We start from the raw sequence: 21,287 nt of genomic DNA on the forward strand, positions 1-21,287 counted from the left end.
GGGGAAGGAGGGAGAGAGGGGAGGGGGTGTAAACTGGGAAAAGGAGGGACAAGGGGCAATACCGTTGGTGTTAACGTATGTAGAGACGTTCCGGTGGAACGTCTCTACAAGGGTTTTGGGTTCACAAATATTCTTAACCGAACCGTATTGGGACTGCGCGATCGAGGGGGACTGCGTGATCAAGGGGGACAAGTGTCTTTTTTCCAAAGCGCATGGACGGTTTTCCTACCGGCATTTCATGTGAGGCACGTCTAAACTAGAAATTAAGCTCTTGAAATAATTCAGAAGCTCGCAGTCGATTTCTAAATCAACACATAAAGGTAAGTATCATGACTGACATCTCAAACGTACTCCAGACTGCTATTAACTCTCACGATAATCAAACTCAAACCTTGGAAGAAGTGATTTTTGAAGCGATCGCAGAAGCCCGCGAAACCTGCGATCTTAGCGGTAGCAATTCTGCTAACTGCGCTGTAGCTTGGGATATCGTCGAAGAATTGCAAGCTGAAAAATCTCACAAACAGCAAGCAACAAAAAGCAAATCTTCTTTGGAAAGTTACTGCGATCGCCATCCCGAAGCGGTAGAATGTCTAATCTACGACCTTTAATTTCTCAAATCAGCAACAGCAGATTTAGTAACTTGCCCAACAGCTTCTAAATCAAGCAGTGGCGTTTCGCTTTCCATATCCAGCCACAACAGATATTCTATATTCCCAGCAGGACCAGTGATCGGCGACCAAGTTAAGCCCTTGTAGTTCCATCCTAAACTTTGAGCAGTTTGCAAAACCTGAAAAATTGCCTCAGCTTGGTCAGAAGAATCACGAACAACGCCTTTTTTCCCCACACGGGACCTCCCAACCTCAAATTGTGGCTTCACCAGTAAAACAGCTTCTCTTTGAGGTTGAGTTAACTCCCACAAAGCAGGCAAAATCTTGGTTAAGGAAATAAACGAAACATCCACCACTGCCAAATCAGCTTTTTGTGCTTCACCATATAACTCATGCGGTTGTAACTGTCGTAAATTAGTGCGTTCCAACAATTTCACCCGCGAATCATTTCGCAAACCCCAATCAACTTGACCGTAACCGACATCAACCCCGTAAACTAGCTTTGCCCCAGCTTGTAAAAGACAATCAGTAAAGCCTCCTGTGGAAATACCGCCATCCAAACAAACCCGTCCTTCCACAGAAATATTAAAAAATTCTAAAGCCTTCGCCAGCTTCTCACCACCACGAGAGACAAAACGCGATCGCTCCTTAATCTTAATATCCGCCGCGACATCAACCTCCGTCCCCGCCTTATCCACAACCACACGATTAACCTGAACTTCCCCCGCTTGAATCAACCGTTGCGCTAAAGCGCGAGAAGCACACAAATTTAACTCTACTAATAATATATCAAGTCGTTGTTTAACCAATTAACTGGACTCTCCTGGCAATATTAAACCTAAAGCACGATTGAGAATTTTTTCTCGGTTAACTAGCTTTTCCAATTCCTCTGGCTCATAACGACCTTCTTCAACTTCCAGGGAAGCTTGATCAATGGCATTTAAATAAGCTTCTACTAAAGTTTCCCATAGTTCTTCTGGTGTGAGATAATAACCTCCCGCTTTACGACGTTTATTTTCTCGCTGGATTTCCCTAACAGAATTCCGGATTGAAACCTCCCAAGAACGAGTCGTGCGATTTTCAGCTTGTTGTTTAATCAAATGCAACAGGAGAATTACTGCATAGCTACGAATCGTCTTGATGATATCATTTCGGCTCATTTCGGTTAATTCTTCCACAATCATCAAAGCACCTTGAACATCGCCTTGAACCAGCAAGTCTTTCAGGGTTAATAATTCTTCCATAGCTAGCGCCTCAAATATGGGCAACTTCTATTATGGTGGATCTGGAGCGATCGCACCTGGTTGCACTGAAGTCCACCCCGCATTTATTTACACAAAAAAACGTATAAAAGGTTATGAATAATAGTACATTTGTGCTATTACTGAATTTTTCAAGTAACAAATCGTTTTTTTGCATTAAAAAAAGTAAACGCACCTTGCCAATGAAGCCAAAGTGCGATCGCTATAATCTTTTCACATTTGCAGGGGAAACCCTCAAGTTAGCACTGGCTCAACTTTTACCTTGTGCCACTAAATATCCTGCTCGCTCAACTCCCGTGTCATATAATCAAAAGGCTCATCCACAAAAGCAGTATTAGCAACACCAGCTGCCGCAACTTGCTCCTTAATAATATCCTTCATAATCTGGATACCGCGAACAGTCGGACCAATAGGCACACCCAAAGAATTGTAAGTTTCCCGCAGCCCTTGCAACACCCGCTCATCTAGAACATTCATACTACCAGCAACCAACGCATAAGTAGCGTAGCGCAAATAGTAATCCATATCCCGCAGACAAGCTGCATAGCGACGAGTCGTGTAAGCATTTCCACTAGGACGAATCAATTCCGGCTGTTCTTCAAATAACCGAGAACCAGCCTGTCTGACAATTGATGCCGCATTAGAATTAATTGCCCCAGCTGCTTGTACTCGTGCTGTACCACTTTCAAAGTAAGACTTGAGGCTGTCGATCGCATTCCGGTCAAAATAACGTCCGGCTACGTCATAATTCTTAATTAAACTTGTTACTGCATCCCGCATTCCGTTTTCTCCCAATCAATCCTATTTATGGTTTGATATTTATCTAGCTGCTTTTATGCGCCTATAAATTTTTGTGCTACGGCAAAAGTCTCAGCACAAAAAGTAATCCATCGGCTACTTAAAGGATTCTATGTCAAAGTTGACCCTGTGAAATGAACTGTTAAGTTTTGTGAAAGTGTTTCAGCAAAGGTGAATATAAACTTTAATCATGAGTTTTTGTAACTTACGCTACAAAACTACCTAATGTCCTATCTTTAGGATATTCCAGGTATCTCACAATTTGGTTTCACCAAGCAGGGTCAGAATGCATTGAAAATTTCAGTTCTACCTTAGTAAATAAGCATACAAGGAGCAATCATGACAACCCCACAAGAAGTCTTGAAAATGATTCAGGACAACAACATTCAGATGATCGATCTGAAATTCATCGATACGCCAGGAACTTGGCAGCACCTCACGCTGTACTATAACCAAATTGATGAGACTGCATTTACTGACGGCGTACCTTTCGACGGTTCGAGTATTCGGGGTTGGAAAGCGATCAACGAATCAGACATGTCAATGGTTCTCGACCCGAACACAGCCTGGATCGATCCGTTCATGGCAGAGCCAACGCTGAGTATAATTTGTAGTATTCAAGAACCGCGTACAGGTGAACCTTACAATCGCTGTCCCCGCGTTATTGCCCAAAAAGCAGTAGACTACTTGGTTTCTACAGGTGTTGGTGACACCGCTTTCTTTGGTCCAGAAGCGGAATTTTTCATCTTTGATGACGCCCGATTTGACCAAACCGCTAATTCCGGCTATTATTATGTAGATTCTGTAGAAGGTGCTTGGAACTCCGGTAAAGATGAAGGTCCCAACCTCGCATACAAACCACGCTTCAAACAAGGTTACTTCCCAGTTGCCCCCACCGACAGTTTCCAAGATATCCGCACCGAAATGCTGCTAACAATGGCAAAGTGCGGCGTCCCCATTGAAAAGCAACACCACGAAGTTGCCACCGGTGGACAGTGCGAACTCGGTTTCCGCTTCGGTAAGTTAATTGAAGCTGCTGACTGGTTAATGACTTACAAATATGTCATTAAGAACGTTGCCAAGAAATACGGCAAAACCGTTACCTTCATGCCCAAGCCAATCTTCGGCGATAATGGTTCTGGGATGCACTGTCACCAATCTATCTGGAAAGATGGTCAGCCGCTGTTTGGCGGCGATAAGTACGCCGGTTTGAGTGAAATGGCATTGCACTACATTGGTGGTATTCTCCACCACGCACCAGCGCTGTTAGCAATTACCAACCCCACCACCAACTCTTACAAGCGCCTAGTACCTGGTTATGAAGCACCTGTAAACTTAGCTTATTCCCAAGGTAATCGTTCTGCTTCTGTACGGATTCCCCTTTCTGGCAGCAATCCCAAAGCTAAACGTCTAGAATTCCGTTGTCCGGATGCGACATCTAATCCTTACTTGGCATTCGCTGCTATGCTTTGTGCTGGTTTAGATGGTATCAAGAACAAAATCCATCCTGGTGAACCTCTAGATAAGAATATCTACGAACTCTCACCAGAGGAGCTGGCTAAGGTTCCTTCCACACCCGGTTCTTTAGAATTGGCATTGGAAGCACTAGAGAACGATCATGCTTTCTTGACCGAACCAGGTGTGTTTACCGAAGACTTCATTCAAACTTGGATTTCTTACAAGCTAGATAACGAAGTTAACCCAATGCGTCTGCGTCCTCATCCTTACGAGTTTGCTCTTTACTACGATTGTTAATTTCTTGTCTATAAGCATTTCAACGCTTAAATCTTGCTTGTAGTAAGCGTTTCAACGCTTAAATTGCGATATTTGAGAACATAATTAAGCCACCTACAGGGTGGCTTTTTTTTTGACTAAATTGAGCGATAAATCGCTCACTACGTTAATAAAGTCCCTAGCTCATTGTGGCATTGCTGCGATCGCAAGTCATCCGAACGGTAGGATCTATCTTGCCTTGAATTGGGTTCCAGTAATGGGATGCTTTGCCAGCAGGAAGACCGACTTCTTCACCAACACGTTCGAGCATCGATTGTTGACGATTTTTTACCAACTGATAATGACGCATCATTAAAGCACGCGCTTTTTGTTGGGTAGACATATCAAGTTCCTCTTTATTGTTTTAATGATTTATAGATTCATTTTTTCTCTACACAACTACTATATCAATAAAATCTGTAACCAAAGTTACAAAAATGATATTTGAAATAAAACTTAATATTTTCGATGTAAACTAATAAATCTCATCTTTCCCAGTAAGCAGCAGACCAAATCCATCCCAACTGAGATTTTACTCAAAGTTCAACAAAATCCATTTTTCCTAAAGCCTAAAGGCTGAAGCTGAAACCCTTGTAGGACGATAGTTTTTGAACTTTATGGAGAATCAGTGATATGGGAAAAGTATTTGCCAAAAAGCTAGGGTTTTTGCCGAAGGAAGAAAGTCAAGCTCTTAATTTTGGATAAAGTTGACCCAGTAATGTGGATGGATTGTAGACAAACAGTCGGTTGCTTGAAGCAGCTTGCACTGCATTAGGAATGAATTGCGGAACCTTCTCTAATAGACATCTCCAGAAATGAACTATACGTTGCCCGAAACCCTTGATTAGACGTAGCTAGCTTACGTCTCTACGTATGACTCTGGAGATGTCTAATGTAAAGAATTTCACCGAAATAGTATTAACTGGAGACAATGTGTCGAAACGAGCGTGAGGTGAATAGATGATTAATCAGACATACACGGCTGATGTTTTAGTTGTCGGTGGGGGAACCGGCGGAACTGCTGCTGCGATTCAAGCAGCACGAAGAAAAGCAAAAACCATCCTGGTGAGCGAATTTCCTTGGTTAGGGGGAATGCTGACTTCAGCCGGGGTGTCTGTACCTGATGGTAATGAATTAGAAGCATTTCAGACAGGTTTATGGGGTGAGTTTTTGCAAGAATTGCGTTCTCGACAGCCAGGAGGATTAGACAATAGTTGGGTAAGCTTTTTTAGTTACGATCCGCGCATTGGGGCGGCAATTTTTGCCGATTGGGTGCGAGAATTACCAAATCTGCATTGGATTGCTGGCAAAGTTCCGTTATCCGTTTTGCGACAAGGAGATTGTGTTACTGGGGTTCGCTTTGCTGATTTTACTGTCAAAGCTAAGATTATTCTTGATGGCACAGAATTAGGAGATTTATTAGCTTTAGGGGAGATACCTCACCGTTGGGGTTGGGAATTGCAATCTCAATGGAGAGAACCAAGCGCCCCAGCAGATTTTAATTTTATCACACAAAAATATCCCGTGCAAGCGCCGACTTGGGTTGTGATAATGCAAGATTTTGGTGAAGAAGTCGCCCCAGAAATTCCCCCTGCACCCAATCAAGATTTATCAATGTTTGCAGGTGCTTGGGATGATTATGGTGCTGAGAAGTTTTTGAATTACGGACGCTTACCGGGGGGGCTGTTGATGGTGAATTGGCCCATCTGTGGCAATGACTACGGCAAAGGAGTCGGGCGTTTGATAGAGTCAGAGACATCAAAAAGTGAGTTTTTACAAGAATGTCGCTGGCACAGCCAAAATTTTGCCCATTTTATCCAAAATCAGCTAGGCGATCGCTACGGTTTGGCAGAACAAATTTTTCCCGAATACCTAAATTCCAGCACGGCTTACGCTCTACATCCCTACTACCGGGAAAGCCGCCGTTTGGTGGGACTAACTACTCTGCGAGAACAGGATATTTTGCCCATCCCTCTTGGTAGAGTAGCATCCTTAAATATCGAAGCAATCGCTATTGGTAATTACGCCAATGACCACCATTATCCCAAAGTCAACTACCAGGTGCAACCCAAATCCATCCGCTGGGGGGGACGTTGGACAGGAACTCCCTTTACAATTCCCTACCGTTGTTTAATACCCATGCAAACGGATGGTTTATTGGTGTGTGAAAAAAACATCTCTGTATCACATATAACTAATGGTGCAACTAGATTGCAACCTGTGGTGATGGGCATCGGTCAAGCGGCAGGAATGGCAGCTGCTATGTGCGTTGAGTTGAACACTCAGCCGAGAGATTTACCTGTCAGAAAGCTGCAAAATGCTTTGTTGCAAGACTTACATTCTCCGGCTACAATCGTTCCATTATTTAATTTACCACCCGTTCATCCGGAATGGCTCCACTGGCAACTGTATTACTTAGACAACCCAGACGCTTATCCAGCCACTGGAAATTGTCCTATTTCAGATCACAATAATTACAACTGGATGCAAAAAAAATACGTAAAATCACTTAATAAAGAATATTTCCGGGGCATCTTCCATCGCCTAGATCAGCAAGATTACAGATTTAGCATCACGACATCAACTCAAAACCAATTGTCTTTACCAATTGTGACCTTGCGATCGCATATAGACGAGCAACTGCAAAAGTTTATTGATAAGCAACCGCTACAAATTTGCGGTTACTGGAATCGTGCTGGTAATTGGTTATTAGTTGAACATATTCAGGAATAATCAGGTCATTTTTTTGAGTAAAAAACGTTACTTTTGTCAAAATGTCCGGACGCAGTAAAAAAACCTAAGTATCAGTTAAGTGGAGAGTTCCAAAATAGACACTTATTATGCGTGCAACTATTTCACTTCTAATTACTGGCTTAGTATTTGGTTCCTTAGCTTTTAACTGCCATGCGATGGCAAATCACTTATCTAATCTGTTGCTATCCTATGATGATTCCGAACAATTTATATCGACAAAACCCAAGCCCAAAACTAGACCTAACCAACCAGAAGTGCCAATACCTCATCGGGGTAGTGGACGTAGAGACTTAATGCAATATGTCGTTGAGACATATCCTGCTGTTTAACAACTATAAGGGAACGTAACTTGTTAAAGCAACAATTTTCTTGCTACAAGAAAATCTTCATCCGGTTAAACAGGGTGTTATGCCAAAGATATTTGATACATACGTCCTTAGTACATATATAGCAGTAGAGATATAAAAACTCAGGCGTATCCCAGTAATTCTAAGTAAAGTTATGTATACAGACTAACTCGTAAGACTTGCCTGAAAACGCGAAGCAACCTAGCTTCCTACATCGACAGCATCAAAAGTTTTTCAATTACATATACAACAATTTTGAAGAAAGAAAATGGGAAAATTCCAAGCTAAACTTGAACTTATTTAGAAATAAATATCATTAAGGCTATCAGTTAAGCTTTAGTCGTTCCAGCTGCACAATATTTGCGATATTCTTCCCCGGTAAGGATTCAGCCTGAACGCTTCTCTACTCTCGTCCAGTCACAAGCTTTGTCATGGGTCGCAGCTAGTTAGTTGACGTTGCTGAATTATTGACCTTTAAACCATTTGACGATCGCAATACATATAAAAATGTAGAGACGTAGCAATGCTACGTCTCTACGCAATGCTACGTCTTTACGCAATGCTACGTCTCTACGCAATGCTACGTCTTTACGCAATGCTACGTCTCTACGCAATGCTACGTCTCCACAAAAATCAACACAAAAGCCTTTTATAGTTAGGGGATGAGCTTAAGCGGTTGTACGAGTGCGGTTGTTTTCTGTGCCCTTAATGCCGTTAAGGAACATCGGCACGAATTTATCCATAAACGCTTGTGGGTCTCGCTGCCAAGCCTTTTGTGCCGCCATAATTCTGGTAAACTGCAAGTCAGGTGCTAACAAAGTCTGCGGTAAGCGCTCCATCAAATATTGGGGACGTTCCCAAACAGGCATTGTGTTTGCCACTTCTACCAAGTTGGCAACTCGACGCAATTCCGCTCCTAAAGTGATATCCATTCCCGATTCAAAGGCTGCTTGTTCAATTGCTGCATATTTCCGCTTTGCCTTTTCTACCTTTTGTTGGTATTCTGGACTTTTGCGGGCAATTTCTGCTAACCAACGATTACCCCAGCGAACGTGTCCTGCTTCTTCGGGAAAGATTTTCTCAATCGTTTCCCGAATTTTAATATTTTCTTCGGTTTGCGGTGCTTGCTTTAGAGCGTAAATGTGTGCCGAGAAATATTCGCAACCTCGTTTTTCAGTGACGTTAATCGCTGCGAGGGAAGAAATGACAAAATCATCCAGGTCTTTAGCTGGATCTTTTTGGTCGCTGTCTAAGAGCCTTTCAAATTCATCAATGTAGGATGAACCAGGGGGAGTTCCGATATCACTTCCCAACTCCACCAACAAATCAGTTAGCCACATGGCGTGACGAGCTTCATCTGAGATATGATGTGACAAATCCCGCACGAGTTTTGCTGGTTTGCCGTTAAGTAGTTCAATTAAATCAGTCAGGTCTTTGCAACTGCGTTGTTCGCTGTAACGGTAGCGGTTGAGAGTGATTAAATGAATTTCGCGATCGCGCACTACCCGATTTAAAATATCTCTCGCACCCAAAGCATTCTGAAATTTACGTGGGTAAGCAACAGTCATAGTTTTTATTGAGTTTTGTAAATCAGTATTTTGATAGTAGCTTAGTACTAGCTTCCTAGAGCATTATAAAATGTAGCGATCGCCTCACCTTTGAAAGGTGTCCTAGAGACGTTCCGACGGAAGGTCTCTACCAGAAATTGTCCCAACTGAGGACATCATATAACAGCAAATATCCCCAGATGCCCACCAGGTTTGTGGATTATTGAGCTTGAATTTATCCCCGTGAATAGGAGGACGATCAATCCCTGTATAAGCGATCGGCTCCCCATAAAGTAGGCAATTTGAGCGCAAAAGGAACAATTTATCGGCTGCGGTAGCTGGGTCATTTTCTCATGGGTTAGTCTAAACTCCAGTGAATTAAAGTACAAGCCAAAGTCTAATGAGGACGCTTTAGATGCGATCAAAGTTAAACGTTAGGTCTGTGGTTGTAATTATTTTGGTGATTGGGGCTTTATAAAGCGCGATCGCGGACGAAAATTATCATCCGACATTTGCGGACTTGGCACTCATTCAGGGTGGAAGGTTACTTCGGTCAAATGCTGCCAGAATCTAACTAAACGCAGTGGGGATTCACCTATATGGTTGTTAAGTTGCCATCTCCAAAGGATTTAAGTGTGGGCAACTAATGTCCGACTGGACAGAATTTTCTTTCTCTGCGCTCTTTTATCGCCATGAAAAAACGCCTGGGAGTGTTACCGTGTTTCCACCCCAGGCGTTTTTTCTTTTTAACTTGCTCCTCACACGATTTAAGAATATCATCGGTTCTATCAAATCGCAAGTATGTCAAGTGACAGTTATCTAACTGGACAGAATTTTCTTTCTCTGCGCTCTTTTATCGCCATGAAAAAACGCCTGGGAGTGTTACCGTGTTTCCACCCCAGACGTTTTTTACTTTTAACTTGCTCCTCACACACGATTTAAGAATATCATCGGTTCTATCAAATCGCAAATATGTCAAGTGACAGATATCTAACTGGACGCGATATAAAAAAACGCCTGGGAGTGTGACCGTGTTTCCACCCCAGGCGTTTTTTAATTTCTAACTTGCTCCTCACACACAAATAAAATATATCATTAGTTAAATCAAAATGCAACTATAATAAGTGACGGTTTGTAAACTGCCTATTTTCACTCTAAAGATTTAACCAGTTCCCGAAATAGTATTTTTGCAGCTTTGGCTGATATAGGCGATCGCCGCATTTTTTGACACTTGTAAAGTTTTTACGAATTAAGCTAAAAATCCCGAAAAAATTCACGATCGCCAATGCCCGCGAATGAGTAAGATATATTGGGTGGCTGCGTCAGCACGCAACTCAATTTCTGCGCTTTGGCGAATGCTGCATAAGGGAGGGGCAAACATAATGAAAACTCTAAGCATTTCTAGAAAAGACATTGCTGTCATGACTGCAAAAGAGGTGGAAGAGTTGGCAACACGCTTAGATCAAGATAATTACAGCAATGCTTTTGAGGGTTTGAATGATTGGCATCTACTGCGAGCGATCGCATTTGCCCGTCCAGAATTAGTTGAACCCTATATCCACCTTTTAGATTTAGAACCCTACGACGAAGCTTGAGAATTTACCAGTTAGGAGTTAGGAGTTATGAATTAATAATATTAACTCATAATTCTTAACTTTTTTCTATGCCCAATCCAAAATTGAAAAGGGTTTTAGTTGGTGTAGGTGGTGGTATCGCTGCCTATAAAGTTTGTGAAATTATTTCCACGCTGTTTAAAAGCGGGGTGGAAGTGCGGGTGATTCTGACTCGTTCAGCACAAGAATTTATTACACCTCTAACTTTAGCTACTTTATCTCGCCATCAAGCATACACAGATGACGAATTTTGGCTTGCCAAATACTCGCGTCCGTTACATATAGAATTGGGTGAATGGGCAGATTTGTTTGTGATTGCCCCTTTAACAGCTAATACATTAGCAAAACTAGCTCACGGAATGGCTGACAATTTGCTCACCAACACCGTTTTAGCTTCTACTTGTCCCGTATTGCTCGCACCAGCAATGAATACCGAAATGTGGGAACAACTGACGGTGCAGCGAAATTGGCGCGAATTATTGATAGATAGCCGATATCATGGGATGAGTACAGCATCGGGGTTGTTAGCGTGCGATCGCATTGGTGCCGGCAGAATGGCAGAACCCCCAGAAATTGTCGCATACGTGAAATCCCTGTTACACACGGCAGGCAAACGAGATTTAGTTAATCAGCGAGTCTTGATAAGTGCAGGGGGAACACGAGAGCATCTCGACCCAGTGCGATTTATTGGTAATCCTTCCACAGGTAAAATGGGACTAGCTTTAGCACAAGCAGCACTTCATCGAGGTGCTAATGTGACATTAGTACATGGGTTAGCTAGTTGGAATGCACCTTTAGGAGTGCAAGCAATTTCAGTTATTAGTGCCGAAGAAATGCAGCAGGTAATGCTCGAATATTTACCGAATGCTGATGTAATTATCATGTCAGCAGCCGTAGCAGATGTAAAGCCACGGGATTATAGTATAGAGAAACTGCCCAAGCGATCGCTTCCCCAAGCCTTACCCCTAGAACCAGTACCCGATATAATTGCCGAATTAGCACGCCAAAAACAACCACATCAAAAGATCATCGGATTCGCAGCACAAAATGGCGATATTGTCAAGCCTGCTTTAGAGAAATTGCAGAGAAAGAAATTAGATGCGATCGTAGCTAATCCCATAGATGAACCGGATAGTGGTTTTGGCAGTGATAATAATAAAGCGATATTTTTAGATAATCAAGGTCGGCAAATAGTAATAGAACCTTGCTCTAAACTAGAAATGGCACATCATTTATTTGATTTTATTTAGAAGAAAAGCTCACGCAAAGTCGCAAAGACGCAAAGAAATATAAGAGGGCAAACAAAAATCTCTTCTTTGCGGCTCTGCGACGAGTGCGTGAGACAATTCTAATATTCACTGCCAAAGATAGATTAGAACAAACAAAATAATCCAGATGACATCAACAAAGTGCCAAAACAAAGAAGTTGCATTAACACCAAAATGTCCGGAATCGAAATTACCGGGAATGAAAGAGCGCACAAGAATAATCGTCTGCAACAAAATACCAGTGAGAACGTGCAAACCGTGGAAACCTGTTAAAAGATAGAAAATTCCCCCGAATACACCGGAAGTGAAGCCAAAAGTCAAATTACTCCATTCAATTCCTTGTCCCACTAAAAAGTAAGTTCCCATTGCCATTGTTGTCAAAAGATACAAGCGATATTGCATCAATTTATGGCTTTGCAGAGCGCGTTCTGCCAAATAGATGACAAAGCTACTAGCAACAAGAACCACCGTATTAATTGTCGGTTCTTTAACTTCAAGTCCAGAAACACCGACTGGTAGCCAATTAGGTGTCGTTGTTTTGTAGATAATATATCCTGCGAAAAAACTCAGGAAAATAACGCTTTCAGATAGTAAGAAAACGATGAAGCCAAACATCTTGTTGCCTTCTTCGTCATGGGTATGCTCATGCAACTGTTCGGAAACTAAATAACTGTCCATTGCTTGAATTCTCCTTTATTTTGTGTAAAGCCCCTCAGACTGGAAGTCTGGGGCTATACAAACGAAGCCTGCCTACGCAGGCTAGAATTGGTTTTTTCTGTATTTAGCCCATGAAGATGGGCTTCGTTTGTGTAGCCGCGATTTTAATCGTCGGGGTTTGATGAGATTATTCTGTCCGACTACAATATGTGTCCAGAAACAAGTTAATCTACACCTGTCAAAGCTGGGTTTGTCGGTTCATATTGATGACTGTGAGCTTGAGCTATCAACGGTTCAGACTTGCCATAACCGTAAGGTTCGCTAATGACAATGGGAATTTCTTCAAAGTTCTCTACTGGAGGTGGGGAAGAAACTAACCATTCCAAACCAATAGCTCTCCAAGGATTATCAGGTGCTTTCTCACCTTGCATCCAAGAAACTATCATGTTGAAAATGAAGGGCAAGGTAGACATTCCTAATAGAAAGGCGCCGAGACTAGCAATAATATTCCAGAATTCATATCCTGCATCTGGAGCGTAGGAAGAGACTCGACGTAACATTCCTTGCAATCCTAAGGGATGCATGGGGAAAAAGTTGAGGTTAGTACCGACGAATGTTAACCAGAAGTGCAATTTACCCCAGCCTTCGTGATACATGCGTCCCGTCATTTTCGGGAACCAGTGGTAAATTGCCGCATACAAGCCCATCGTCACTGTCCCGTAGAGGACGTAGTGGAAGTGACCTACGACGAAGTAAGTATTGTTGACGTGAACGTCAACGGGTACAGAGGAAAGCATGATGCCTGTGATACCCGCAAACACAAACATGATCAATGCACCCAAAGCAAACAGCATTGGTGTATTCAGGCGTATTTTACCACCCCAGATGGTTGCTACCCAGGCAAACACCTTGATTCCTGTCGGTACAGATACGCACATAGTTGTCAGCATGAAAAACAACCGCATCCAGCCTGCTGTCCCGCTGACGTACATGTGGTGTACCCAAACTATACCGCTGACTCCCGCAATTAAAAGTGATGAAATGGCGACTACTTTGTAACCAAATAAAGGTTTCCGGGAATAGACGGGGAAGATTTCCGAGAAAATACCGAAGATGGGCAAAATTATTACATAAACAGCAGGGTGCGAGTAGAACCAGAAATAGTGCTGGAAGAGGACTGGATTACCTCCCTTGCTGGGGTCAAAAAAGGCAGTACCAACGGTGAGGTCGAGTAACAACATGACCGCACCTGCTGTCAGTGCTGGGAGTCCAAACAGTTGGATAATTTGGGCGCTAAACACTGCCCAAACAAACAACGGCATCCGAAAGAAGCCCATGCCTGGTGCCCGCATCTTGACTATGGTGGTAACAAAGTTGACTGCACCCATGATGGAAGAGACGCCGGAGATTGCTACCGCCAATAGCCAGAGAACTTGACCATTAATTAAGTTACCTGTGGGGTTCTGGAGGCTGACTGGCGGGTAAGACCACCATCCTGCTTGGGCGGGTCCACCGGGGACTGCAAAGCTTGCCATGAGGAGAATTCCGACCACTGGCACCATCCAAAAGGCGACGGCATTTAGGCGCGGAAATGCCATATCGCGGGCGCCAATCATCAAAGGTACTAGATAGTTGGCAAAACCAACTAGTGATGGAAATGTCCACAGGAAAAGCATGACGGTGCCATGCATGGTGAACAAGCCATTGTATACGGTGCGGTCTACTAAGTCTGAATCTGGTGTGATTAGTTCTCCGCGAATTACCATCGCAAACATACCACCGACGAGAAAGAAGATGAATGCGGTAACGAGATATTGGATACCGATTACTTTGTGGTCGGTGCTAAAGCTGAAGTATTGTTTCCAGTGGTTTGGGGGTTCGTGGTGAGATGTCTCACTAGGGATTATAATGCCTTCAATGGGGATGTTAGTCATTTGTTTGATGGGTGATAGTTTAGGACTTACTCAAAAACACTCTCGCTCCTCTTATTCCTTGGCGTACTTGGCGTACTTGGCGGTTCGTTTTTTCATAATTCTGCGTAAGCCCTGTGGTTGATGGTGGTTATTGGAAGGGCTGAAGCCCTTACTACGGGTTGACTAAAGGAGGGGCAGCGGGGGCAATTGTTGCCCAACCTGGTTTGATTGATTGATTTGATGCTTGGGTATATTCGGAGGCTGCTTGGTTGGTAGCGATCGCTTGTTTGTGAGTTGCTGTTTGTGTCAGCCATTTTTGGTAATCTTCTGGTGATTCGACGATTACATCGGCTTGCATGGTTGCAAAGTATGTGCCGCTATATTGAGAATCGGTTAAGCGATATTTGCCTGGTCGGATGGGGGTAAATTCAAAGTTGATGGTTTGGTTGGGAATTATGTCTTGCTTGAGTCGGAAAGCGGGAATATAAAAGCCGTGGAGAACATCTTCAGATTGCAGTGCTAAACTGATGCGGCGATCGCTTGGTAAATGCAGTTCGGTACTGGTGACGTTTTTTTCTGGATAATGAAATACCCAAGCCCATTGTTTAGCAAGTACGTCAATTTTTTCTAATTGTTCAGTTGCAGTGTCTTTTGGTGCAGCATATGCCGATTCTATTTGCATCGGATTAGGGAAGTGTACATGCTCCATTGGACCTTGAATTCCCATTTTTTCGTAGGTTTGGTAGCTATAATTTGCAATCCAAAATACTAACAAAACTGGGATGACTGTCCAAACGACTTCCAGAGTTATATTACCTTCAATTGGGGGACCGTCGCTGTAGTCATCTTTGATTGCGCGATGGAAAATAACTGAATACATCAGAGTTCCGGTTACTCCCAAGAAGATGAATGCACCTAGGGTCACGAGGAAGCTAATCAAATCGTCAATTAGGACGGATTCGGCTGCCGCTTGGGGAGGAAGCCAAAAATAAGCTTGCTTGCCGATCCAAATACTCGTAAAAGTGAGAGCGATCGCCCCTGTAATTAATGTGAAAATTCGCAATATTTTCTGCATAATTGTTGGTTGATGGTTATTCTACTAATTCCTGTAGAGACGCGAAATTTCGCGTCTCTACTTTTAAAACATTCCGTTCAAATCTTTGCCTAATCGCAGCAAATTATCTGCTGTATTGTGTACTCCAAATTCTGTTGCTAATTGCGCTCCTAGTGTGCCGTGGAGGAACATAATGAACATGATTACTATGCCCAGAAACAGATAATTTAATTGCACTTGTCTATCTGTTTCTTTGCGCCAAACGAAGCGCTGCCAACCTCTCCAAACGGTCATGCCGACAATTAGCGTTAATAATAAGACTCCACCGACACCATGCCAAAGCATGGTTTCCATTGCTTGCAATCCCCAGGCACTTTTCACATCAGCGGGTGGTTGTGCCAGCATCATTTCATAAAAACCTGCCCCGACTGTGAAAAATGTAATTACTGATGAAGCTAGCATGTTGTACCAGCCAACATCAAAAAAGCTAGCACGTTCAACTGGAATTGCTAAAGATTTGAAGACCCATTTTTGGAAGGGGAAAATTACACCAAGAATATCAAAGGTAATCCCAATAATAAACAGACCTAAAGTCAGATGTACTAAGTTGGGATGAATGGGAATGGTGTAAGGTAATCCGTTCGCACCTAGTTGATTGCTTAATTGGTCAATTAGTTCTGAATTCATCGCAAAATACCTTCTTTTACTGCTTCAACAACTGGTACTGTATGCAGTCCATATACCCAAACAAGTTCGTCACCAAGATACACTTGTAAGCCAACTACACAAGTTAAAAGCAGTCCAACTCCGAGATAGTAAATCGATATTTTGTGTGGGTTGCGGATACGCAACACATAACGCCATGCTGTAATCGCTGCGATGATTCCTGAAAGCGACCAGCCAATCAGTGTATGCATACTCAAAACTGATTTAGCAGCATTATAAGGTTGTGCTAAACCTGCTTCAAACTGACCGAAAATAACAGCGACAAAAATGGCGATTGTGGCGAAAAACATATTCCACCAACCCACTTCAAAAAGGCGAGTTTTACCAGTGAAATAGCCGATGACATCGCAAACAAACGCAAACAATACCAACGCGATGACGAAGTGAACGACGATGGGGTGAATTGTGTCGGGATACGGTAAGTTGTGGTCGTTTAATGAGGTAAAGTACTTCAGCATAATAATCTCCTAGGCATCTTTATTCCACCTAAATTTTCATGATTGTCACTTACTAAAAGTTTTCAGATATAACCGGAATTTGTTGACATTTTTGGAGCGTTATCCGGTAACTGAATTTTCAGCTTTTTCGCAAAATTAGGTAAATTTGCTTTTATTTTTAGTAAGTAATTTTTACTTCAATTCATTTCCTTCTGCCTAAATATGGCTAAGAATAATTTCTCTGGGAGGGGGAATTAGCGTTACCTAACTTTTAGGTTATGCAATATATTAAGTTTTGTCAAACAAATCAAAATAAAAGTTTTAACTGTAGCTTTATATCAGATAATTATTTTTATAATGTATCTAAATAAAATTGTTTAAAGAATCTGATTGTCAGTTAATTGACAATTACAAGAAAGCTGTTTGTGATGAAAGACACAAATGATGAAGTGAGTGAAGAAAGTTGAGGCGAATATTTTCACTTTAATGGTTTTTATGCAGTGATGAAGAATGTTTGTAGTAGGCGTTTTAAAGCCTTTTTTAAGCACTCTTCGTGCTTACTACTTTTCACTTCCACTCACCTTGAAGTGTAAATGCTGCCCAGTAATAGGGTGCGGCAAAATTCTTATTTTTTAACATTTCTATTTGTGCCGATCGCAATGCAGCCGCAGGTTTTAATTTATTTTGCAGCATTTTTTGATAAAATTTTGTCATCAATTCTGATGTGGCTTCGTCATCGACACTCCACAAACTCACGACGACTCGCGGGCTACCTGCATACATGAAGCCTCTTGTCAAGCCCACCAATCCTTCTCCTTTGATTTCTTCGCCTAAACCTGTTTCGCAAGCACTGAGAACGATTAATTCTGCTGGCAAGTTGAGGTTAAAAATATCGTGAAGTCGTAAAAAACCGTTTTGCGGCATTCCTTTGTCGTTAAAGAGCGACAGCACTACCCCAGATAATTCGGGTTGCGTGCTATTAAGGATGCCGTGTGTAGCAAAATGGACAATGCGATATTGACTGAGTTCGGGACTGGTAGCGATCGCCCGACTAGCAGTAAAGTCAAAAGCTTCTTTGCGTAAGGCATCGGGAACTAAAGCCAATATGCGATCGGCTTCGGTGCGCGTAAAGGGCAACCGATTAAAAGATACACTAACATCTCTTGCTGCTCTTGATAAATCGAGGTTGTTGACATTGCTTTTGTCTACTGCCTGTTTTTGCGGTAATTTCAAGCGTGGATCGTCGCTGCTAAAAACTGGATCGGCAAGAATAGCGATCGCTTTCGGTGCGGGTTGGCGGTTATTTACTTCTTTGCGTAAAACTGCTAAAGTAGACACTGAGGGTAAATATACTATTTCGTGTTCAACCAATAAAGGCGTAAGTGACCTCTCCCCCAGCCCATCCCCTGGGAGGGGAGGGGAGTTAGACTCTCCCTTCCCTCCTCGTAGAGGAGAGTCAGACTCCCCCTTCCCTCGTAGGGAAGGGGGTTGGGGGGTTAGGTCTTTCGGATTCGGTAATGCTGCAAACGGCAAATACTGCAACGCACCATCACTGACAATCACTAAACGCTTATTTCCCAACTCTTTTGCGACGGGTTGCAAAAGTATTTGACTCAGTTTGCTTGCGATTTCGACATCTGTAGGTGAATTGGCATTAGATACCACCGACATTCTTCTCGGTTTCTTCAGCAATCCATAAAATTGCTTTGCGGTAGTTTCTATTTCTGCACGTTTGGGTAATTCGTAACTGGTAATGCTTGTTTTGCTAACTGCCCAAAGATAACTGCGCTCTTCGCCTAAAGAATATTCTAGAACTAGGGTATCGTTATCAAGTAACTGCTGCTGTTGTGCTAATGTCAGGGATTTCGGTTGTGTAAGTGCAGCGTAACGGGGACTTGAGCTTCTAATTTGTGCTTTGACTTGTTGATATTGTTCTAAAAGCCCGGAGATTTCTTTTTGTAGCGCTTGGGTCTGGGCTTCTGTATTCTTTGTGTTGGATAATTGAATTTGACGTTTGTCGCTAGCATCTAATTTTTGCTGTAAGTTGCGTTCAAGTTCTAGCAACTTCGGATCTACACCTTTGCGAATATCAGCGTTAGCTTCATTCAACAACTCTACCAGACTGCGGGCGCGAGCGCGTTCACTAACTTGTAGTGCCAAAGCGTTGTATCCTTGGGATGGTTGCTGTTTGTGCAAGCGCATCAATAAGTCGATATAAAACTGATAATATTTCTGTATCGAGGCAAAATACGAGCTTCGCAAATCTTGACTGGTAACGTTAGTGCGGATATCTTCGACGATCGCTATCACCGATTCTATTTGCTTTTGCGCTGCTTTGAAGTTGTTGCGATCGCGTTCGGTGACAGCAATATCATAAAGGGTATCCGCAACACCTGTGCGATCGCCTAACTTTTGTTGCAAAGAATATTGTTGATTGTAAGCGTTGATTGCCTTCTCTGGTTGCTTTAATGAATTGTAAGCTTTACCAATATTGCTTAAAACATTAGCTTCAAACAAGGGAATGCCTAGTTTTTGCGACTCAGATGCTGCTTTGGTAAAAGCATCTAGAGCTTTTTGAGAATTTCCTGACGCTAAATACACTTTGCCAAGAAAAGCATAAGCTGAAGCTTCAGTAAAGCTGTTTTTTTGCTTTTGAGATAATAAAAGTATCTGGTTAGCAGTATCCAGTGCTTTCGGATAATCTTTCAATAACTCATAAACTCTGACTACTCCTGTGAGTGTGACAAATTTTTTAAAGACATCTTTTTGTTCGTCCCACAACTTTAGCGCTTGATCGTAGTATTTTAAGGCTTTGGGATAATCTTCAGCAACTCGATAAACAGTGCCGATATTATCAAGAGTTTGAGCGACTTGTGTGCGATCGCCTATTTTTTTAAATATTTCCAGTGCTTGAGTGTAAGTATCAGCACTAAGCTGATTGTCACCCAGGTAACTATAAGTTAGAGCAACACTTTTGAGCGTTACTCCTTCTCCGGAACGATCTTGTACTTGACGTTGGAGAGCTAATGCTTCATTGTATGTATCAAGGGCTTTTTGATAATCGCCAAATGAACGATAAATGTCACCCATATTGCCCAGAGTGAAAGCAGCTCGTGCATAATCTTTATTAGCACGTTGTAGCACCAATGCTTGGTTTAAAGATTCTAGCGCTTTTTGGTTCTCGCCCAATTCGCTGTAGGCAAAGCTGACTTGGTTAAGAGATTCAGCTTCCGCTAAGGGATTTCCAGCTTTTTGTAAAAGAATACGCGCACTATTAGAATATGATATAGCTTTTTGATAGTCGCCTAATCCTTTGTAAGTAGCAGCTAAAGTACTCAATATTTGAGCTTGTTGAGACAAGTTAAATACTAAAGCTGTTCCTGATAGATTTGTTTGAGCTTTTTTCTGTAAATCAAGCGCTTGGTTTAAATAGGAGAATGATTTCTGATTCTCACCTAAGGAAAAGTAAAGAAAACCAATGCTGCTAAGAATACTAGCTTGACCATTCAGATCGTTATTTTTTTTGTAAATCTCTAATGCTTGATTAAAAGCTTCTAATCCCTTTTGGGTTTCGCCCAATTGGGTATAAACTGTACCTAAAGTTTGAAGGGTTCTCGTTTGGGCATCAATATCTTTAGTCACAAGCTGGATACTCAAAGCTTGATTGTAAGAATCAACTGCTTTTTTGGTTTCACCGACACTAAAATATGTGACACCAAGACTATAAAGCACGTTAGCGGCAAAATTGATTTTTTTCTCAGCTTGAAAGATTGACAGCGATTGATTGTAAAACGATAGCGCTTTTTGCTTTTCACCTAAGTTGGAATAAGCATTAGCAACAGAATAAAGCATTACCGCTTCGCCAACGCGATCTTTAAGTTCTTTTCTGATAACTAATGCGGAATTAAAATATGAAAGCGCCTTTTGATTTTGTGAAAGTGTATAGTAAAGAGTACCAATTCTTAAAAGTGTGTTTCCTTCCGAATTGCGATCGCCTATTTTTCGCCAAATTAAGAGCGCTTGAGAGTAAAGTGCGATCGCTTGTTGTTTAGATTCACCCGTACCTTGCTGCAAAAGTTTATCGGCTCGATCTAATAGTTGCTTTCCCTTAACCGATTCTGGGGAATTATTCTGCGATTGAGCGATCGCACCAGCAAGTGATGCTGTCACCACCATCGGATGCGATAACATCACAATACCAACAATCGCTGCTGCATAGCGATTAATCAGCATTTTATCAGCTTTAATTTTTGGTTTAATCACCGTAATTCTACCTTATATAGCAATCCGATTTGATTGCGTGAAAATATACGTAGGGTCTGGCTGATTGGGGTGTGGAAAATCCACACCCAATAGGGTGCGTTGTCTTACCGACATTCATGACGGCACCAAAGCCTTGAAAATCGTGCGTTACGGACTTCAACAATTACGCACCCTACGATACCTAATTTTGTTCAAAAATTAAAAATTATAATTATAGATGCTTTCTCAGGTCGTATAAGTCAGATTAGCACCTATGTAGCCACTATC

The 21,287-nt window shown here is 42.2% G+C and carries 18 protein-coding genes; 7 read left to right on the plus strand and 11 right to left on the minus strand.

Annotated elements, in window-relative coordinates:
• Both OGM63_RS02605 and OGM63_RS02610 read left to right on the plus strand, forming a co-directional pair.
• Positions 1-255, plus strand: a 255-nt coding sequence (locus tag OGM63_RS02605; protein ID WP_263743944.1) for a hypothetical protein, incomplete at its 5' end; no start/stop codon positions are given.
• 74 nt (positions 256-329) lie between these two features.
• Positions 330-608 (plus strand): Calvin cycle protein CP12, encoded by a 279-nt coding sequence (locus tag OGM63_RS02610; protein WP_263743946.1) that lies wholly within the window; start codon positions 330-332, stop codon positions 606-608.
• Here the strand turns inward: OGM63_RS02610 and OGM63_RS02615 are convergent.
• From OGM63_RS02615 to apcB, 3 genes are all read right to left on the minus strand, one after another.
• Positions 605-1,417: a TlyA family RNA methyltransferase gene (locus tag OGM63_RS02615; RefSeq protein ID WP_263743947.1), complete on the minus strand. Its 813-nt coding sequence runs from the start codon at positions 1,415-1,417 to the stop codon at positions 605-607. The genes OGM63_RS02610 and OGM63_RS02615 overlap by 4 nt on opposite strands.
• Entirely contained in the window at positions 1,418-1,852 is a 435-nt protein-coding gene (locus OGM63_RS02620) for a DUF29 family protein (RefSeq protein WP_263743948.1), read from the minus strand.
• 288 nt (positions 1,853-2,140) lie between these two features.
• Positions 2,141-2,650, minus strand: a complete 510-nt coding sequence (gene apcB, locus OGM63_RS02625) for an allophycocyanin subunit beta (protein ID WP_263743949.1) — start codon at positions 2,648-2,650, stop codon at positions 2,141-2,143.
• A 354-nt stretch (positions 2,651-3,004) separates the two neighbouring features.
• Here apcB and glnA point away from each other — a divergent pair, with 354 nt between their 5' ends.
• Positions 3,005-4,423, plus strand: a complete 1,419-nt coding sequence (gene glnA, locus OGM63_RS02630; protein WP_318528392.1) for a type I glutamate--ammonia ligase — start codon at positions 3,005-3,007, stop codon at positions 4,421-4,423.
• 157 nt (positions 4,424-4,580) lie between these two features.
• Here glnA and gifA read toward each other — a convergent pair whose 3' ends face one another.
• On the minus strand, positions 4,581-4,784 hold the full coding sequence (gene gifA, locus OGM63_RS02635) for a glutamine synthetase inactivation factor IF7A (protein WP_263743953.1): 204 nt from the start codon (positions 4,782-4,784) through the stop codon (positions 4,581-4,583).
• Between the two features lie 617 nt (positions 4,785-5,401).
• Here gifA and OGM63_RS02640 point away from each other — a divergent pair.
• On the plus strand, positions 5,402-7,174 hold the full coding sequence (locus OGM63_RS02640) for an FAD-dependent oxidoreductase (protein WP_263743954.1): 1,773 nt from the start codon (positions 5,402-5,404) through the stop codon (positions 7,172-7,174).
• 107 nt (positions 7,175-7,281) lie between these two features.
• Entirely contained in the window at positions 7,282-7,524 is a 243-nt protein-coding gene (gene patX / locus OGM63_RS02645; protein WP_263743955.1) for a heterocyst-inhibiting protein PatX, read from the plus strand.
• 686 nt (positions 7,525-8,210) lie between these two features.
• Here patX and OGM63_RS02650 read toward each other — a convergent pair.
• Positions 8,211-9,110 (minus strand): ferritin-like domain-containing protein, encoded by a 900-nt coding sequence (locus OGM63_RS02650; RefSeq protein ID WP_263743956.1) that lies wholly within the window; start codon positions 9,108-9,110, stop codon positions 8,211-8,213.
• Positions 9,111-10,471: 1,361 nt separating this feature from the next.
• Between OGM63_RS02650 and isiD the strand changes: the two genes are divergently transcribed.
• Together isiD and coaBC are read left to right on the plus strand one after the other, a co-directional pair.
• Positions 10,472-10,684 carry a protein IsiD gene (isiD, locus tag OGM63_RS02655; RefSeq protein WP_263743957.1) on the plus strand — a complete coding sequence of 71 codons (213 nt, stop codon included), beginning with the start codon at positions 10,472-10,474 and terminating at the stop codon, positions 10,682-10,684.
• A 68-nt stretch (positions 10,685-10,752) separates the two neighbouring features.
• Positions 10,753-11,952, plus strand: coding sequence for a bifunctional phosphopantothenoylcysteine decarboxylase/phosphopantothenate--cysteine ligase CoaBC (gene coaBC / locus OGM63_RS02660; protein ID WP_263743958.1), 1,200 nt, complete (start codon positions 10,753-10,755; stop codon positions 11,950-11,952).
• A 105-nt stretch (positions 11,953-12,057) separates the two neighbouring features.
• Here coaBC and OGM63_RS02665 read toward each other — a convergent pair whose 3' ends face one another.
• The 6 genes from OGM63_RS02665 to OGM63_RS02690 all read right to left on the minus strand — a co-directional run bounded on the left by OGM63_RS02665 (position 12,058) and on the right by OGM63_RS02690 (position 21,020).
• On the minus strand, positions 12,058-12,648 hold the full coding sequence (locus OGM63_RS02665; protein ID WP_263743959.1) for a cytochrome c oxidase subunit 3: 591 nt from the start codon (positions 12,646-12,648) through the stop codon (positions 12,058-12,060).
• 203 nt (positions 12,649-12,851) lie between these two features.
• On the minus strand, positions 12,852-14,561 hold the full coding sequence (gene ctaD, locus OGM63_RS02670; protein ID WP_263743960.1) for a cytochrome c oxidase subunit I: 1,710 nt from the start codon (positions 14,559-14,561) through the stop codon (positions 12,852-12,854).
• Positions 14,562-14,712: 151 nt separating this feature from the next.
• Positions 14,713-15,615: a cytochrome c oxidase subunit II gene (locus tag OGM63_RS02675; RefSeq protein ID WP_263743961.1), complete on the minus strand. Its 903-nt coding sequence runs from the start codon at positions 15,613-15,615 to the stop codon at positions 14,713-14,715.
• Positions 15,616-15,678: 63 nt separating this feature from the next.
• Positions 15,679-16,281 carry a DUF2231 domain-containing protein gene (locus tag OGM63_RS02680; protein WP_263743962.1) on the minus strand — a complete coding sequence of 201 codons (603 nt, stop codon included), beginning with the start codon at positions 16,279-16,281 and terminating at the stop codon, positions 15,679-15,681.
• Complete coding sequence (locus OGM63_RS02685; protein WP_263743963.1) at positions 16,278-16,778, minus strand: DUF2231 domain-containing protein; 501 nt, start codon at positions 16,776-16,778, stop codon at positions 16,278-16,280. Before OGM63_RS02685 ends, OGM63_RS02680 begins: the two co-directional genes overlap by 4 nt.
• A 546-nt stretch (positions 16,779-17,324) precedes the next feature.
• Entirely contained in the window at positions 17,325-21,020 is a 3,696-nt protein-coding gene (locus tag OGM63_RS02690; protein WP_263743964.1) for a CHAT domain-containing tetratricopeptide repeat protein, read from the minus strand.
• Positions 21,021-21,287 lie beyond the last annotated feature (267 nt).

It is taken from the genome of Plectonema radiosum NIES-515, assembly GCF_025753815.1.
Lineage (GTDB): Bacteria > Cyanobacteriota > Cyanobacteriia > Cyanobacteriales > Nostocaceae > Hassallia > Hassallia radiosum_A.